Origin of the sequence: Neomicrococcus aestuarii, from assembly GCF_014201135.1 — a bacterium.
Taxonomy (GTDB): domain Bacteria; phylum Actinomycetota; class Actinomycetes; order Actinomycetales; family Micrococcaceae; genus Neomicrococcus; species Neomicrococcus aestuarii.
Map to the genome: position 1 here is coordinate 1,453,005 of NZ_JACHDR010000001.1, position 15,807 is coordinate 1,468,811.

At 59.4% G+C, this 15,807-nt stretch carries 16 protein-coding genes; 9 read left to right on the plus strand and 7 right to left on the minus strand.

What is annotated here, in order from left to right; all coding sequences use genetic code 11:
* Nucleotides 1–156 precede the first annotated feature (156 nt).
* Together HD598_RS06440 and HD598_RS06445 are read right to left on the minus strand one after the other, a co-directional pair.
* Entirely contained in the window at nucleotides 157–1,254 is a 1,098-nt protein-coding gene (locus HD598_RS06440) for an NAD(P)-dependent alcohol dehydrogenase (protein ID WP_183664630.1), read from the minus strand.
* Between the two features lie 228 nt (nucleotides 1,255–1,482).
* A complete protein-coding gene (locus HD598_RS06445) occupies nucleotides 1,483–1,839 on the minus strand; it encodes a hypothetical protein (protein ID WP_221244611.1) in 357 nt (118 codons plus the stop codon).
* Between the two features lie 389 nt (nucleotides 1,840–2,228).
* Here HD598_RS06445 and HD598_RS06450 point away from each other — a divergent pair, with 389 nt between their 5' ends.
* From HD598_RS06450 to HD598_RS06460, 3 genes are all read left to right on the plus strand, one after another.
* Nucleotides 2,229–2,642 carry a VOC family protein gene (locus HD598_RS06450; RefSeq protein ID WP_183664634.1) on the plus strand — a complete coding sequence of 138 codons (414 nt, stop codon included), beginning with the start codon at nucleotides 2,229–2,231 and terminating at the stop codon, nucleotides 2,640–2,642.
* A gap of 251 nt (nucleotides 2,643–2,893) precedes the next feature.
* Nucleotides 2,894–3,661 (plus strand): hypothetical protein, encoded by a 768-nt coding sequence (locus HD598_RS06455; RefSeq protein WP_183664635.1) that lies wholly within the window; start codon nucleotides 2,894–2,896, stop codon nucleotides 3,659–3,661.
* Nucleotides 3,658–4,446 carry an RES family NAD+ phosphorylase gene (locus HD598_RS06460; RefSeq protein WP_183664637.1) on the plus strand — a complete coding sequence of 263 codons (789 nt, stop codon included), beginning with the start codon at nucleotides 3,658–3,660 and terminating at the stop codon, nucleotides 4,444–4,446. The genes HD598_RS06455 and HD598_RS06460 overlap by 4 nt, the downstream gene beginning before the upstream one ends.
* A gap of 104 nt (nucleotides 4,447–4,550) precedes the next feature.
* Here the strand turns inward: HD598_RS06460 and HD598_RS06465 are convergent, their stop codons facing one another.
* Both HD598_RS06465 and HD598_RS06470 read right to left on the minus strand, forming a co-directional pair.
* Entirely contained in the window at nucleotides 4,551–5,021 is a 471-nt protein-coding gene (locus HD598_RS06465; RefSeq protein ID WP_071894321.1) for an anthrone oxygenase family protein, read from the minus strand.
* An 8-nt stretch (nucleotides 5,022–5,029) separates the two neighbouring features.
* Nucleotides 5,030–5,890: an NmrA family NAD(P)-binding protein gene (locus HD598_RS06470; protein WP_183664639.1), complete on the minus strand. Its 861-nt coding sequence runs from the start codon at nucleotides 5,888–5,890 to the stop codon at nucleotides 5,030–5,032.
* A 138-nt stretch (nucleotides 5,891–6,028) separates the two neighbouring features.
* Here HD598_RS06470 and HD598_RS06475 point away from each other — a divergent pair, with 138 nt between their 5' ends.
* Nucleotides 6,029–6,985, plus strand: coding sequence for an AraC family transcriptional regulator (locus HD598_RS06475; protein WP_183664641.1), 957 nt, complete (start codon nucleotides 6,029–6,031; stop codon nucleotides 6,983–6,985).
* A gap of 253 nt (nucleotides 6,986–7,238) precedes the next feature.
* On the opposite strand, the gene HD598_RS06480 is transcribed toward HD598_RS06475, so the two are convergent.
* The 3 genes from HD598_RS06480 to HD598_RS06490 all read right to left on the minus strand — a co-directional run bounded on the left by HD598_RS06480 (nucleotide 7,239) and on the right by HD598_RS06490 (nucleotide 10,477).
* Nucleotides 7,239–7,976, minus strand: a complete 738-nt coding sequence (locus tag HD598_RS06480; protein WP_183664643.1) for a hypothetical protein — start codon at nucleotides 7,974–7,976, stop codon at nucleotides 7,239–7,241.
* 383 nt (nucleotides 7,977–8,359) lie between these two features.
* Nucleotides 8,360–9,808, minus strand: coding sequence for an FAD-dependent oxidoreductase (locus HD598_RS06485; RefSeq protein WP_183664645.1), 1,449 nt, complete (start codon nucleotides 9,806–9,808; stop codon nucleotides 8,360–8,362).
* 114 nt (nucleotides 9,809–9,922) lie between these two features.
* Nucleotides 9,923–10,477, minus strand: a complete 555-nt coding sequence (locus HD598_RS06490) for a type IV toxin-antitoxin system AbiEi family antitoxin domain-containing protein (RefSeq protein ID WP_071894326.1) — start codon at nucleotides 10,475–10,477, stop codon at nucleotides 9,923–9,925.
* Nucleotides 10,478–11,107: 630 nt separating this feature from the next.
* On the opposite strand from HD598_RS06490, the gene HD598_RS06495 reads away from it, so the two are divergent.
* Genes HD598_RS06495 through HD598_RS06515 form a run of 5 tightly spaced genes read left to right on the plus strand, consistent with a single transcriptional unit; the run spans nucleotide 11,108 to nucleotide 15,768 of the window.
* Complete coding sequence (locus tag HD598_RS06495; RefSeq protein ID WP_183664647.1) at nucleotides 11,108–12,088, plus strand: ABC transporter ATP-binding protein; 981 nt, start codon at nucleotides 11,108–11,110, stop codon at nucleotides 12,086–12,088.
* Nucleotides 12,089–12,091: 3 nt separating this feature from the next.
* Entirely contained in the window at nucleotides 12,092–12,892 is an 801-nt protein-coding gene (locus tag HD598_RS06500) for an ABC transporter permease (RefSeq protein WP_071894327.1), read from the plus strand.
* On the plus strand, nucleotides 12,889–14,370 hold the full coding sequence (locus tag HD598_RS06505; protein WP_183664649.1) for a YcaO-like family protein: 1,482 nt from the start codon (nucleotides 12,889–12,891) through the stop codon (nucleotides 14,368–14,370). Before HD598_RS06500 ends, HD598_RS06505 begins: the two co-directional genes overlap by 4 nt.
* A gap of 18 nt (nucleotides 14,371–14,388) precedes the next feature.
* On the plus strand, nucleotides 14,389–14,781 hold the full coding sequence (locus HD598_RS06510; RefSeq protein ID WP_183664651.1) for a hypothetical protein: 393 nt from the start codon (nucleotides 14,389–14,391) through the stop codon (nucleotides 14,779–14,781).
* A gap of 54 nt (nucleotides 14,782–14,835) precedes the next feature.
* A complete protein-coding gene (locus HD598_RS06515; RefSeq protein ID WP_071894330.1) occupies nucleotides 14,836–15,768 on the plus strand; it encodes a hypothetical protein in 933 nt (310 codons plus the stop codon).
* Nucleotides 15,769–15,807: the final 39 nt, after the last annotated feature.

Here is a 15,807-nt window from a genome sequence, read left to right on the forward strand (position 1 = left end):
GGCTCCTGCCGCTCCCTCGCGCTTCGCACGGTGAGGCACCCAACGCAAGCTACGTCGTCGTACTAAGAATCCCAGCACCAATAACTAAACAGAAAGCGACCCCGGAAGCATCGAGCTCCGGGGTCGCTTTGGGCCTACGAGAAGTTGACCGTCAGATTAGAAAACGATGATCGGCTTCAACGTGGATCCGTCGGCGGAGTCGGCGAAGGCCTGATTGATGTCCTCGAACTTGTACTTCTTGATCAGCTTGTCGAACGGGAACAGGCCTTGCTCGTGAAGGCTGATCAATCGTGGGATGTATTCCTTCGGAACCGAGTCACCTTCAATGACCATGCTGACCTTGATGCCCGAAAGCAACAACGTTCCGATGTCGAACGGAGCTTCCGTACCAAGCTTCGCAGCGCCAACGAGGGCGCCGTGGCCGCGGGTGGCCAAGGAGTTGATCATCTGAGCGAACACCGGAGGAACACCCGTGGTGTCCAGCGCGTAGTTCACGCCGCCGCCCGTGATTTCCTTGATGGCCGCTACTGGGTCCACCTCTTTGGAGTTCACGGTGTGGGTAGCGCCAAGGGTCTTAGCGAATTCAAGACGCTCAGGAACGATGTCCACCATGATGATGGTGGTAGCACCCGATGCCTTCGCGGCAAGCATGCCGGCCATACCAACAGCACCGGTACCGAATACGGCAACGGAAGAACCTGGCTTAGGCTGCAACACGTTCAACACAGCACCGGAGCCGGTCATGATGCCGCAACCCAGTGGGCCAAGAATGTCCAAAGGCACGCTGTCAGGAACCTTCACAACACCGTGAGCAACGACGTTGGTGTGCTCAGCGAAGGAAGACTGACCAAAGAAGTGCGAACCGATTGGGCCGGACTCGTCAGAGAAAGCCTTCGAACCATCGGGGCGCTGAACGCCGAAGTTACGGTCGTAGAAGTTCACGCAGTACATAGGGTGACCTGCAAGGCACTGCTCGCACTCGCCACAGAAAGCTGGGCCGATAACAACCTTGTCGCCCACGGCGTAGCCGTCAACGTCAGCGCCAACGGCTTCAACGATGCCAGCACCTTCGTGACCCAAAACTACTGGCAACGGCACTGGGTACCACTGGTCGCGGATGATGGCATCCGTGTGGCAAACACCGGAAGCAACAATCTTCACGCGAAGCTCGTTGTTGCGTGGCTCATCAAGTTCAACTTCGCGGATTTCCAGATCGGTTCCGGGGGCAACGGCAACGGCTGCTCTAGTCTTCATTCAAATTCCTCACGTCGAGATGCTCTGCATTATTGCGTTCACGTGCAGATCTCTCGGACCCGAGGGGCTTCGAAACTTGGGACGTTACGTCACCTGGAGCTCATCGAATTCCGGGGGATGACCACGTGGGCATCCTTACGACTTAACACTACGCCTCGGTAGCTATGGCGATAGCGGATGTGGTCTGTGAGAACGGACGCAAGCCTCTGCAAACGCTTAACGCCCTTGTCAGGAAGCATCTGGCCTTTTACCGCCAAATGGCCAATGCTCCGGATAGGTATACGGCACCGCGACCACTTGCACGGTGTCCTCATAGATAATTCGGCCAGGCGTGCGGGTGCGAAGTTCCATCCACTGAATGCCGTGGCGATCAAGCAGCTGCAAGTATCCGGCCGTCATTTGCAGAAGTTCCGACGCGTCCGATTTGAACCAAGAACGTGCGCCGGGATTCAGGCTTGAGTCATAGCAATCGGGCGTCACGGTGGATGGATCCGTGTACGCGGCATTGGCCGCGGCATTCGACTCCTGGAGCCACCGCAGTTCGTCGGCGCTCAGGAGACCTTCGCTACGCAGGCCGTTAGCCATAGCAAAAACACCGGGAAACCGGCCCCTCTTATTCGGCACCGCACTTTGAAATCGAAGAAACTCAGCCACAAATTCACCCTAGCCCGGACGGGAGGCACCCAACGCAAGCTGCGGCGTCGTCGTAGTGAAATCCGCGCGGGAACCGGGGCCCTAGGGTTTGCTGCTGAATTTTTCGGGGCCCGGGTGAGATCAGTCCATGACCACCGAAAATTAGAATAAGTAGATTGACTAATGAGCCTTGACGGACGAACTGGCCATTCGTAGCGCAAGAAATGAGGAAGCAGGGAACTCAGCTGGTTCGCGCAATGCAAAAGAGAGAGCCGGCTTTCGACCTCGTTACCCTCGCGTACCTCGCGAAGGCAGTAGCTAATGAGTAAAGGTTGCCCGCAATGAATGACTTCCCAGAGTTGCAAAACACCGCGATCGACGCGCGCGACTGTCGCGGTCTTGCGGAGTTCTACAAGGAGCTGCTCGGCCTGCGCTACCGCGAGGGAGACGAACCGCCCGCGCAGCCAGACGAAGACATCGCTGATTGGTTAGTGCTTGTCACCGAATCTGGCCAACGGGTTCTCGCGATTCAAAAGAAGGTCGACACCCGGCCACCAACATGGCCCTCTGAAGAAGTGCCTCTACAGATGCATATGGACTTTCGAGTCCCGTCGGTTGAAGCGCTCGAACGACACCGCGCCCGCGCCGAAGCGTTGGGTGCCCGCATCATCCTCGACAGATCGGGGGATCACGACGAGCCGCTCATCGTGATGGCCGACCCCGCTGGGCACCCTTTCTGTCTGCTCGTCGAATAGCTACGGTGCGCGAAAGATTTTTGCAGCCGAGGCACCCAACGCAAGCTGCGGCGTCGTCGTACTGGAATCCGCACCAACCGCATACGCATGACGGGATCACTCCGGGCCGTCCCGCTGAGGGACAGCGGAACCCTTGGCCCGCACCTGAGCCGCTCCTGCTTCCTTAGTAGTTCCATAGATGGGGCACATGTAGCTACTGATGCACACTCGGATACAAATGCTACACTCGTGTCACATACAGGAGGCCCATCATGCGTGGACAGAAACTTGGTCGCCGGTTGGCATCAGCCGCCGCTACTAAGACAGTCGCGGGTAAATCTTTGAAGACTAGTTCGGAAGCACCTCAGGCCGGCACCACTCGTGTCAAAGTGTCCACTAAGTCAGTCTCTGCAGACCGTAAGAAGCCTGCTCGCGAAAGAAATAACGAACCCACCCAAGCACTAGAAGTCGTGGACAGCAGGGGTTTGGGCGCGGATGAAATCCAGCGAGCAATTGACTATCTTGCTTCCCTCCGAGACCTCCGCCCGGCCATGCGGACGCACCATCGAGCACAAGTGGAGGCTGCCCTCCTCTCAAACGTGAAGCTCATCTCTGATGCCACTCAAAAGCAAGCAGCCCGTAGCGCAGGAGTCCGCCTTCGCCTTCTGGAAGAGGAAGGATTTGAAACCTTCGAGAGCCTTGCACAAATTCGGCGTATTACGGAGAGCTCGGCTCGAACTTGGGTATCCAGGCAACGCAAAGCATCGTTGCTATTCACGGTTGAATATGACAACAAGGTTCTTATTCCAAAGTTTCAACTCACTGAGGAAGGGAAGCTTGATGACGCCGTCAGCACTTTGGTCACCAAGCCTCTCCTCGAAGCCGGTGTTGATCCGTGGACACTGTGGGCTTGGTCTACCCGTCCCACCGGACTGCTCAGCGATCAAATTCCCGCCGAAGTCGCCCGGGCGAACAAGCGTCGTATCCAGAAGGCTGTCAGTACCTACATTGCTGACCGTAAATTCCCCATCGGCGCATGAGTCCGGCATTCCCGCCTGAGGACCTGGACTGCGTCGATCCTGACAACTGCCCTGTAGCCATCAGCGACCTAGTTGCGCATGCGCAGGCAGGTACGTTGCCGGTGGCGACCCTCGACGAAGGAACTCAATGGCATCGAATCTACGATTCCCGCTTTGGGCGCACTGAGTTTAACCCTGGCTTAGGCAACGCACGGTTCTCACCCTTTGACTCGAAGTCCGATGGCGAGCGAGTACCTTCCCTCTACTTGGCAAGCTCACCCGGTGCCGCACTCCTAGAGACAGTCCTGCGGAACTTGGGCCCAACTGGCCCTCGCGAGGCAGACGAAGCCTCATTCGTAGGTATGCTTCACGTCCACCTCGACCTTCAACAGAGCTGTAGAGTCGCGGATCTTCGTGATAATCAGCTAAGCCTCTTGAAGCTCTCGCGCGAATCCATCGCTTCCAGTTCCGCAGAGCACTACCCCTGCACCCGCACGGTGGCCAAGGAAATTCACGCATCGCCTCAAAAGTTATGTGGAGTCCTCTGGCACTCGCGGCAGGTTGAGATGAATGGCCTACCTCCCGAGGAAGCGCTCGTGCTATTCGGGGATCAGCTGCCGCCACCGCATCAACTTCTGGATCTTCCACCCACCAAGCAAGCTATCGGCTCACTCTTTGAAGGTCAGGGTCGCGTGTACCTTGATGAACTTCTCGAAGAACTTGGCGTTAGCGTTGCCGACCTTGAGCGACCACTCCTTATCGCACCTCCTGATGGTGTCGTCGATGAGCCACTCCGCGAAAACTAAACCTGAGGATGAACTGAAGTCCTGTCCTGAGGCACCCAACGCAAGCTGCGGCGTCCTCGTACTGGAATCCGCGCCAGCGGCACGCGCACGCCGCGAACAAACCGCTACCCCGCAAGCGCCGCGGCGAGGAACGCGAGCGTCCCACTACTGGTGAGCGTGCGTGCGAGATTCCACCGGTTCCAGCGGTCCTCGAAATCACGCCGCGCATTCGTCTGTTGCGCAATAGTGCCGGTGGGCGATTGCTCGAGGAGGCGATTGAGCGGCACGTTCGCGGCCGCCGTGATGCCGAACGTCAGTGCCGAACAGACCGCTCCCGCAAGTACCAGGATCACAGATGCAGATCCGTCCTTCCAGAGAACAAAAACGCTACTGACAAGCGACGATAGCGGCGCCACGAAGAAGACCGTCAGGAACCACCCGTTCAAGATCGCCGCGTTGATGGCACGGAACGCTGAGACGTAGGTGGCGTCGTCGACGCGGCGGAACGCTGGGCTGATGGCGCACGTGAAGGCGAAGAACAGCCCAGCGAGCAGTCCGTTGGTGACGATCGCGACTACCAAAATGAGGTCAAACATGGACAAAATCAGGACCCCAGCATCTTGCCGATAGTCGTCTCAAGTGGCGTGCTCACTCGGACGCTACGGTCTCCGCGCGGCAAGAGCAGCCCGCGCTCATCCGCCCGGTACAACTCCGCGAGACTCGCGGCAACGTGCGGTCGGAACCCGGCGTCCTGGAGCGCATCCGCCCACGCCTCTTCGGGGAGCGTCGCGACGTGCAACTCGCGCCCCAAGGCATCGCCCAGAATCTTCGCAACCTCCCGCTCGGAATACGAAGGCCCCACGATGTCCACCGCTTCACTGCTGGCCGGCGGTGACAACAGCGCTTGGGCTGCGACCGCGCCCAGATCCTGCGTGGCAACCATCGGAATCGGCTGGTCGGCAGAAGCCGCGAACACCGGATACACGCCCTCCTGGCGGGCAACGTCGATCACGTCGGCGACCTTCTCCTGGAAGTGCCCCGAACGCAGCGCCGTCACCTTCGCACCCGTGGCAAGAAGCGCCTGCTCCAACCGATACAACCCGTCAATGGGCCCGGTTCCCTCGGCCAGATCGGCGCCGCCAGAGGACAGCACCACCACATGCGGCACGCGCTGATCCGCGACGGCCTCGGCGATGGAGGCGATCAACGCGTCGGCGTGCGCCTCCGGGTCATCGGCGCCCAAGTCAAACGGCAACAGCGCGAAAAACCCGGTACTTCCGGCGAGCGCCTCCCCCAGCGCGGCCCGGTCTTCCAGTACGACGACGCTTGCTTGCGCTCCCTGCGCCTCCCACGTTCCAGCGTCCTGCGGGCGGCGAACCAGCACGCGAACCTCGGCTCCCGCGTCCAACAAATTCTTTGCCGTGGCCGATCCAACTCGACCCGTTGCTCCTGCGATGACGTACATGATGTGTCCTTCCGGTGTGACTGTGCTTCTGACGTTACGGGCGTCTATGCGGCAGAACCATGTGTGAAAGTGCGAAGTTCTTGCTCGATCGTCCAGCTTTTCCGGTCTCTTAGGCTGTCTCCGTGGGACGATGGCTGCATGGATCGAATACCACGCGGCGAAGGGCAGGATCGGCTGGCCCGAGTGCTGCACACGTTGCGGATGCGCAGTACGTTTTACTGTCACGCGGAGCTTGGTGAACCGTGGGCGTTGGAGATGCCGGCTATCTCGAACTCGGTGAGTTTCCATGTGGTGACGGCGGGTTCATGCTGGCTGCGTGTGCCGGGCGCTGAGCCGCTCGAGCTGCGCGCGGGAGACCTCGCGCTGGTGCCGCACGGTTTGGGGCATGACCTGCTGAGCGCCCCCGATGCTCGGAGTGGCCCTCGGGTGGATCTGCTTCCGCAAAAGTATTTGAGCAAGCATTATTCGGTGCTGCAGCACGGCGGTTCGGGTCGGGCTTCGCAGCTGATCTGTGGCGTGGTGACGTTCGATGATCCCGCGGCCCGCGAGCTCATGCGCACCCTGCCGGCGGTCCTGTTTATTGGCGGGGATACCTTTACTGCGTCGTCGACCATCCGGGATACGTTGCGCCTGATGGCCGGTGAGCTCTCCCACCTGCAACCCGGCGGCGAAGCTGTCGCGACGCGCCTTGCGGACATTCTGGTGGTGCAAGCGATCCGCGCGTGGCTCACTTCCTCGCACGACGACGCAGCCTCCGGCTGGCTCCGCGCCCTTCACGATGAGCGCGTTGGGCGGGTGCTCGAAGCAATCCATGAGAATCCAGGCGACGAGTGGAATCTCGAGCGTTTGGCGCAGCTAGCGACCATGTCCCGATCTTCGTTCAGCTCCCGCTTCACCGAGCTCGTGGGTGAAGCGCCGATCGCCTACCTGACTCGCTGGCGCATGAACGTCGCGCATTCTCGGTTGCTCGAAGAAGACGTGACCGTGGCCAGGCTCGCTGCCGAGCTCGGCTACCAATCCGAAGCCGCGTTCAACCGCGCCTTCGCCCGAATCATCGGCCGCTCCCCCGGCTCACTTCGCCGGCGGCGCGCGTAAAGGCTGCCACCCCGGCGAGGTGCGGCAACCCGAAACGAGCTAGCACAAAACCACCGATTCCCCCACCGGCGACCAGTACGCGCATGGCCTTAGAGTACCAACGTAAGCTGCGTCGTCGTACTAAAAAATATCCACCGACAGCCGGACCAAGAAGTGACCACTGACTACAAAAGAAGCGGGGCCGGATCAATATCCGATCATGGCCCCGCCGCAATGAGTGTGCTTAGTTCGGAGCGGCTCTGAACAAGTTAGCTCAGTACAGCTGGCTACTGTTTTCCTGCACGTAAGGAATCGTGACGTCCTGCAATGAAGAGCTCACGTTGATTTGCATGGAATTCGTGACGGTGCGGCCATTGGCGGGCTGAATTGTTGGCGGCTGCTGAACGCCGGGATTCCGCAAGAGTTCGAAGAGAATCTCGAACACGCCCGTTTGGGTTGCCACTCCAAGTGTGTTGCCGTTGTAGGCGATCTGGCTGTGCGTGAACGTCAACGTGGTCCATGTGCCGATCGTTGAGGTGCTGGTCCACGTCCAGGCGGATCCGCCGTTGTCTGGCAAGTCAATCCACGTGGACTGGTTGTCCAAAAGCTTGTACACGGTGTTGTCAAAGGTCAGACGTACGGTGATGGGTCCGCTGACCCAGTTCTTATACGTGTCAAAGGTGACCTGGTTGTGAATGGCCTCGTTGAAGATCATCATCTGCATTCCCAGCTGGAACTCGACCTGCTTCAACTCGGGATTTTCGTCCGTGATGAGGCCGTGGGGCCACGTCGTCGCGTTGGTATCTCCCTGGTCGGTGTTGGCCGATTGCGTGTCAGCCAGAGTGACGTACTGACCAGCAAGATTCGTCGAGGATGCCGCAAATGCGGGTGCCGGACCGGCAGCGAGAATGGTCGCTGCCGTCCACGCGAGGCCAGCGCCAATCATTGGACGTCGGCCCACGGTGGGGCGTGAAATGGTCAGGGGTTGTGCAGGACTTTGAGCCTGTTGCATGTTGATTTCCTAGGTACCTGAGGCGAGGTCGGGCCCAGTTGGCCCTGGAGGTGGGCTAAACAAACCCCAGATCCACTAGAAAAATTGTATGTTTTTACTATAAAAATTGTTGCAACTTGGTATCCACAGCCCCTCCCCCGACATCGGTCGCGACAGTTGGGACTCTACATATCTAGACCATCGGTCTATTGCGGGCACGTGAATGGCAATCCGCCATGAAGCAAATGCGCACGTCGAAGCCCGTGGAGGCAGTAGTAGCCGGAATTTCATCCGCGAAAAGATGCGGAAAAGATTCTTTGAAAAGAACTGAGGCCTCGTCTCCGGAAGGGCGTCAGCGCTTCCAGAGACGAGGCCTCACGAAGATTCGGTGTGGCTAAAGGTCCTTAGCCCCGCGGGCCGAAGCCGATCGTCACCGGTTGCGGGGCGGGAGTACTGCAGCAGGACGACGACGCAGCTGCAGTTTCGCTGGCAGGCTCAGGGGCCGAGCAGCAAGAGTCAGCGGAGGCGCCCGCATCGGCAGAGGCCGCGGGGGCCGGGGCATCGCACGATCCACCAAGATCTGACGAGCACACGCCTGTTGCCGGCAGCTCGAGCTCGACGGAATCGGCAGCAGCGCGGTCGCCTGCGAGTGCGGCCACAATGGATCGGACCTGCTCGTAGCCGGTGGCCATGAGGAACGTTGGTGCGCGGCCGTAGCTCTTCATACCCACAATGTAGAAGTCGGTTTCCGGATGGGAAAGCGCTCGCTCGCCGTGAGCTTTCACGGTTCCGCAGCTGTGGAACTCGGGGTCGATCAGCGGGCCAAGCTCGCGCGGAGCTTCCACCATGAGGTCCATGTCCAGGCGTAGCTCTGAGAGCATGCGCAGGTCGGGCCGGAAGCCGGTGGCTGGAACCAATAGGTCGACGTCGAGGGTGCGCTCATCGGCGAGCTTGACCGTCAAGCGGTCGTCAGCCTCAAGTGCAGTGACGGATACGTTCTCGAGAATGGCGATGTCACCATTTTCGACGAACTTCCGCAGTGACGTTCCCAGTTGGCCACGTGCGGGGAGCTCGTCAAGAGCACCGCCGCCATACAGCCGGACTGGATTCGCGACTCCGCGCAAGCCCCAGTAAATAGTAGTTTCCGGGTGCTTCTGGCGTAGCTTGCCCAGACTGATGAGCGTGTTCGCAGCCGAGTGCCCGGCACCCAATACCAAAACAGTCTTACCCGCGAACCCGTCGAAGTCGGCACCCAACGGATCCGGCAGCGGCGTCGTGATGAATCCGGCGTCGCGAGCCGCAGCTTCACCGATTGCCTCAATCCCCGATCGACCCACGGGATTCGGAGAATTCCAGGTACCGGAGGCGTCGATCACGGCGCGAGCGAGAATGTCCTCAACTCCGGTTTCCGTTTGCGTGCGCACGAGGAACAGGGATTCCTTGCGGCCGCCGGTTCGGGTCTTATCGACTCCCCCACCGTCTTCGCGGACGCGGGTCACGTTCGTGACGCGGTGACCGTAAGAGATGCGAGGCGCCAGTTCGGGATGCTCGGAGAGCGGCGCGAGGTACTCGTTGACCATGTCGGCACCGGCGGGCAGCTTCGTCTCGCGGGGAGCCTCCCACGTGGCGGTGTAAGTATCAGTGGTGGTTTCCAAAAGTCGGCGCGATGCCGCGTCAATGTTGTAGCGCCACGTGGAGAAGAGCTTGATGTGGCCCCACGCCTGCATGGCCGCGCCTGCGCTGGCGCCAGCCTCGAGCACGCGAACGTCCAGATTTCGTTCCAATAAGTGCGCGGCCGCGGCAAGACCGATGGGTCCAGCCCCAATGACGACGACGGGGTAGCTATTCTTCATGACCACGCACTCCAAGACTGAGACAACTCTAAAGACATAGACGAACTTCAATGTCTCAATGCTACGTCAAGACATACGCGATTGCGCATATATTGCTTCGCGGATACGCGCCACCTAAAGCAGCGGCCCATTAGCGGAATACTGCGAGGTGACGTATCCATTTCGAATGGCGAGTTCAGCCACCTCTAGCCGTTGAAGTGTTGACATGTCCCTTCGCACGTCTGCGAGCGCTCGCCCCACGGTTGTTGAGCGAACACCGCGGTAGAAGATCAGGTTGTCATTGATGTTGTCGACGTCATCCTCGTCGTCCATCAGATCGGTGCGATATTCCAGCTCCATCCACGCGGGCAGCGCTCTGCGCACGCGGCGACTCGTGCCAACTTGAATTTTAGGGACATCAACGGGCAGTAGTTCCAAGAGCTTGAAGACCGATTCGCGGTGCAAGAACGCATCTCGCCCCGCGAGGGCAACGGCAATCATGGGTTTCGTGAACGACGTAGCCTGGATATCGCGGTGCGTGTAGACGCCGTTCCCAAATGCTCGTAAGGCTCCGCGGGCTGCAAGTTTGCGCAGTTCAACCGCCGGAATGCCGGCATCTTCAGCCTCTGCAAGTGTCACCACGCCGTGACTAACGGCCGCCATTTCACGCAATTCTTGCCGATATGTCATGCATTGCCTCCTGCCAAATACGTACCAAAAAACGGTACGTTTCTGACACGGCCCACAGATACGTACACGAGTATTTTGTCGCCTTTTCATCGAGCGCGGGCGGGGTGTGGATATGTGGTTGCTCCGGCGAAAATTAGTCCACAGAAGGATCTATTGCTGGAAGCGAAGTAGGTGGCTCAACAATCCACTCCCTTCAGATGCCACCCATCAGGCGCGATGGATATCCCCGTTTAGACGTTCGTCTAACCCTGTGCGACTTTCGGACTATCTTTTATAAAAACCGTTTATTTGGCCGCGGCGCGTTGGTAGCGTAACCAGCGCGGACGTAGTTCATAGCTAGTCATTTTGGGGCTATGAGGTTCGCTCTCATGATCGGCGGGTTCGGCTCACGAATTCGAACATCGAAAACTGAGAGGGGGGATTTACCGTGGTCAAGATTGCAATGGCTGAAGAGAAGCACTTCTCTGCCGAAGCTGCTGTGGCACCCGGTGGCTGGTGCTGCACGTGCTGCTGCTGGTGCTGGGTAAATATCTTCAATTTCTAGTCAGATTCATCAGTGAACAAGGTTGGCGTTGCTAGCTCTCGCGAGTCAAGTACTGGTTAGCGGCGTCAACTGTTGAAAGAGACCTCATGACCTCTCGCCCTGCACAATCTTCTTCCTTCACGGATCACCCGGCCAGTGATTCTTCCTTCCTGCACGACGGCGCAAAAACGCCATCGGCCGCCCTCGCCCAACTCTCCAACGTCGTGAAAACGTACGGCAGCGCCACCGTAGTTAACGGTGTCTCGCTAGATGTCCTCGACGGACGCACCACCATGCTGGTGGGCCCAAACGGCTCCGGCAAAACCACCAGCATGGAAATCTTGGTGGGACTGCGCCGACCAACGAGCGGTAAGGCCCGCATCCTCGGCGAAGAGGTGGTTCCCTCTGGCAAGCACCGTATCGTCACGGGTGTTCAGCTTCAACAGTCCGGATTACCCGGACGCATCAAGGTCAAAGAGGTTCTGGGCAGTGTCGCCTCTCTCTTCGAGGAACCGGACGACATTTGGGAGCTCGCCGGCAGCCTGGGCTTGCAAGCGCATTGGAACAAGGCCGTGGACAAGCTTTCTGGCGGACTCAAGCGTCGTGTAGACATTGCCGCCGCGTGTGTAGGTCGCCCGCGCTTCTTGCTTCTCGACGAGCCAACGTCCGGTGTTGATCCAGAAGGCCGGGCGGAGCTGTGGGAATTCTTGAGGACCAGGGCACGGGCAGGATGCGGAATCCTGGCATCCACTCATGACCTGGAAGAAGCAGAAGCCTTTGCCGACCAGCTCTATGTGATGGGCAAGGGACGCATCCTCCTCCATGGCACCCCTCACGAGGTCCTTTCCTCCGCGGGCGGCGACTGGCGATTGCGCATCAACGATGCCAGCCCCGCGCAGATCCGCGTCATTGAAGAATCAGGATTCGAGCACGGACGCACCGGTATCACCAGTCTGGTGATCGGTACCTCCGACGGACTCGAGCGCTTGCGCCAAGAGCTGGTTCAGGTGGATTCCGGACCGGAAATTCGTTCCGGCCGCATCCGCTTAGAGGACGTTTTCGCTGTTACCTCGTGGAGGGAGATCTAGACCATGCAACAGACTGTGCCACCCACCACCGAACGCAAACTGCCGCGGGCCGGAAGCTCGTGGAACATGCTCACCACGTGGACCACGCAAGAAATCTTGCTCCTCTTAAGGGAGCCCGTGGCGATCTTCTTCTCGCTGGTCTTCCCGATCGTCATTTTCATCTTCATCGGCGTCCCGTTTGCCAACGAGGACATTGGGGACGGCGTCCGCTTCATTGACGCGATGTTCCCGTCGCTCGCCGGAACGGTGGGCGCCAACCTGCTGCTGATGGGTCTCCCGATTTATGTGGCCGAGCTGCGCAGCAAGGATGTGGATAAGCGGTACCGTGCCATGCCTCTACCGGGATGGGTGTTCGGTGCGGCCCTTGTGATCTCTACCTTGGCCCTTGTCATCGCCGCTACGGCGTTGATCGTGGCACTCGTGGCTGTGACCTTCGGGTTGCGCTCCGAAGTGATTTCGCCGTCGTTCTTAATTCTCTTCTTCGGCTTTATCGCCATGCTGTGCCCCTGGGGTCTCTTCCTCGGCACCCTGCCGTTCTCGCCCCGCGCTATCCAAGCCATCACCGCCGGCGTCTTCTTCGTGATGTTCTTCGGCTCCGGAGCCGCGGCACCGATTGACGGCCTGCCGGAAGTCATCAAAACAGCCCTCGAATTCAATCCGCTCAAAATCTGGTTCGACGCCATGGTCAGCGTGTACGTAGGCCACGGTCTCCCGTCGGAATCCGTCTGGAAAATCCTTGTCACCCTAGCGGTCTCCGCACTCTTGCTGGTGATCGGTCTCAAGAATTGGAATAAAGCCTCATGACAACCACCACGCCCCACCTCAAAACCACCTTCTACAACCAGTCCGTCCCGTGGCTTCCGGTGAAATCCACCCGAGCCGAGTACGACTCGATGCAAGAAATGCTCAAGGTCTACAGCCCGTTCGGTGAGATCCGTACCGTCATGACTTCGCTACGCCCAGGCATCGGCGTGGACGGTTACCAGGGTTCTGCGACGCCCATGTCCTTGGACCACGTGTTCCGTCGGATGATCGGACTGCCCGGATTGGACACCGGTTTGGACCGGGACATTTACGGTGGCGGCAAGGGCCTGACCATCGCGGATTCGGTGCTCTCGTCTTTGGGTGAGGCGATTGAGCGCATGCTCGGCTCCTTCTCTTGCATTACGCAAGACAACCTCTCGGCGCAATGGTTTGGCTCCGCCACGGAACTCGAGGCGATGGGACGCAAGTACGTGGGACCCGAGCAATACCCGATGTTCGCCGAGCAGCAGCTCGAAATCGACGGGTTCTTGTGCGAGGCCTGGAACGCCGAGAGCAAGATGCACTGGATCCCGGGCACCAACTTGCTCACGGGCGAAGAATATTGGGTGCCTGCACAGCTGGTGCACCTCTTCTACTTCCGCGAGCACGGCGAAGCGCGCATCGGTGTTTCCTCCTCCGGCGGTCTCGCGACGCACCTGAATGATGAGCGTGCGCTCTCGCACGGAATTTTGGAGATTATTGAGCGCGACGCCGCCAACTTGAGTTGGTTTACCAAGGTGCTGCCCCAGCGGGTGGAGATAGATCGCGAGTTCAAGGACCCTGCCATCCGGCGGTGGATGGAAAGCGCCGAGCGCGCCGGCATCAACGTGGACTTTTACGCGCACCGCACGGATATCCCGGGGGTTGTGGTGGTCACCGCGATCTCCGTCGAGGACAGCCTCGACGAGAACGGCTACCTCGCCGGCGGTGGCGTGGGCATGGACGCGGAGTCCGCGGTCCGCAGTGCGATCGCCGAGCTCATTCAGTCCGAACGCATGGTGCGCACCCCAGAAATCGCGCCGTCCTGGCGCGTGGTTCAGGGCTTCAAACGGCTCTTCGGCATCAACCGAGACGCCACCGCGAGCGACTTCACCAACTTCATTCAGGTGGTCCCGTTCTACGGGTACGCGGAAAACCAGAAGACCTTGGACTGGTACCTGCGAGCGACCGATCAGCCCGTGGTCAAGCTCTCCGAACTACCGAACAGCAAACCGACGGACGATGTCTCCGAGTTGGAATCCATTCTGGAGATCTGCCGGACGGCGGAGCTGACACCGATCGCTTTTGACTTCACGCCGAGCAACTTCAACAACGTGAAGCTCAAGAAGGTCTTCATCCCGGAGATGGTGCCCGCGTTCCCACCGAACCTCATGATGCTGGGCCACTACCGCTACTACGAGCTTCCGCAGCGGTTGGGCCTGAGCAACGAACGGCTCACCTACGAAGAGCTCACCACTGAGCCACTGCCATACCCGTAAAGAGAGGAACTACTTTTCATGAAACAACCCAACAAAACCTGGGCGATCGCTACCTGCATCCTTCTTGTTGCTAAGACGTTCATGATGGGCATGTCCTTCGGGGCCGGGCTCATGAACTGGAACGCACAGATCCCGCCGCTGCCGTTGCCCACGTTCCTCTTTGCACTCGCATTCTTGCTTTCTTCTTTGTTCATGAGTGGCAGGAACATGCTGGTGGGCCACTTATCCAGCCTGGTGTTGGGCATCGTCACCGGTTGGAGCGCAGTGTCCTCTTTGCTAGTTCAGCAGTACACCGCGTGGTCCACGGTCGCGCTGGTCACCAGTGTGGCGCTCATGATTGCCGCCGGTGCCGCTGCGATCCAACGACGCTCTTTCGATCAGTCACAGGCTCCCGCGACTTCTCAGATCTAGACAGTTACTCACTTCAACCAACCCCGCTACTCGTGACGTAAAGGAAAACTTCTCATGACTTTGACCGTTGAACCCCACGTTGAGCACTCCCCTGACCTTGGCGAAGGCCTGGTCCTGAACCCCGCGTTGAAGGTCATTCGCGCGTCCAACGATGAAGTGATTGTTCGCCACGGCTCCCGCGGCCGCAGCACCCAACGCTTCACTGATCCCGAAGCAAACGGCGTGCTCGGCAACCTCGTGGAACTCTTCCACGAGCCGTACGCCGTTGAGTCCCTCAGCACCGAGCACGAACAGATCTTGGCTCGCGAACTCGCCGAGAACGGCGTCTTGGTCCCGCAATCGCAACTGCGCTACGCCTTCTTGGTAGCTGGTCTCGGCCGCCCCGTTGAAGAGGTGACCGGCACCTACGCGATCATCGGCGAAGGCGTGCTGGCGCAAGAGGTAGCCCGCTCTCTTCAGGACGCGCTTCCTTCGGTTCAGTTCACGTCCTTGAGCTCCGTGAGTGAGATTTCGGATGACCCAGATTTCATCATCGCGGTAGCGGACACCCCGAACTTGGGCTTCTTCTTTGACGTCAACGAGTACGCGTTGACCACCAAGACTCGCTGGCACGCCGCCTACGTGGACGGACCGGAAGCAATTGTTGGACCGCTCTACGACCCCGAGCACACCGGCTGCTTCCACGACTACGACGTCCTCGACGAGTCCGGCCGTTCCTTGCGCGTGGACCACATGTACTCCAAGTTCCAGCCTGAAGAAGGACAAGCCCCCGAACACAAGATGCCGCTGTTCTTGGCGCAGCTCGTGGCCGGATACCTCACCTTGTCCGTAGTCCAGGATGCGCTGCGCGAAGGCAGCTACTTGGAGGGCGAGTTCATTCGCTTGGACACAGACCGACTGGAAGTCATCAAGCAACAGCTCAGCCGCATCGCGCGCTGCCCCGCCTGCATGGAGAACCGTCCGGACCTCCGCCACCCCTTCGTCTAGAGTCCACGACTAGCTCTTTAAGCCGCACTCCTTCTCTTT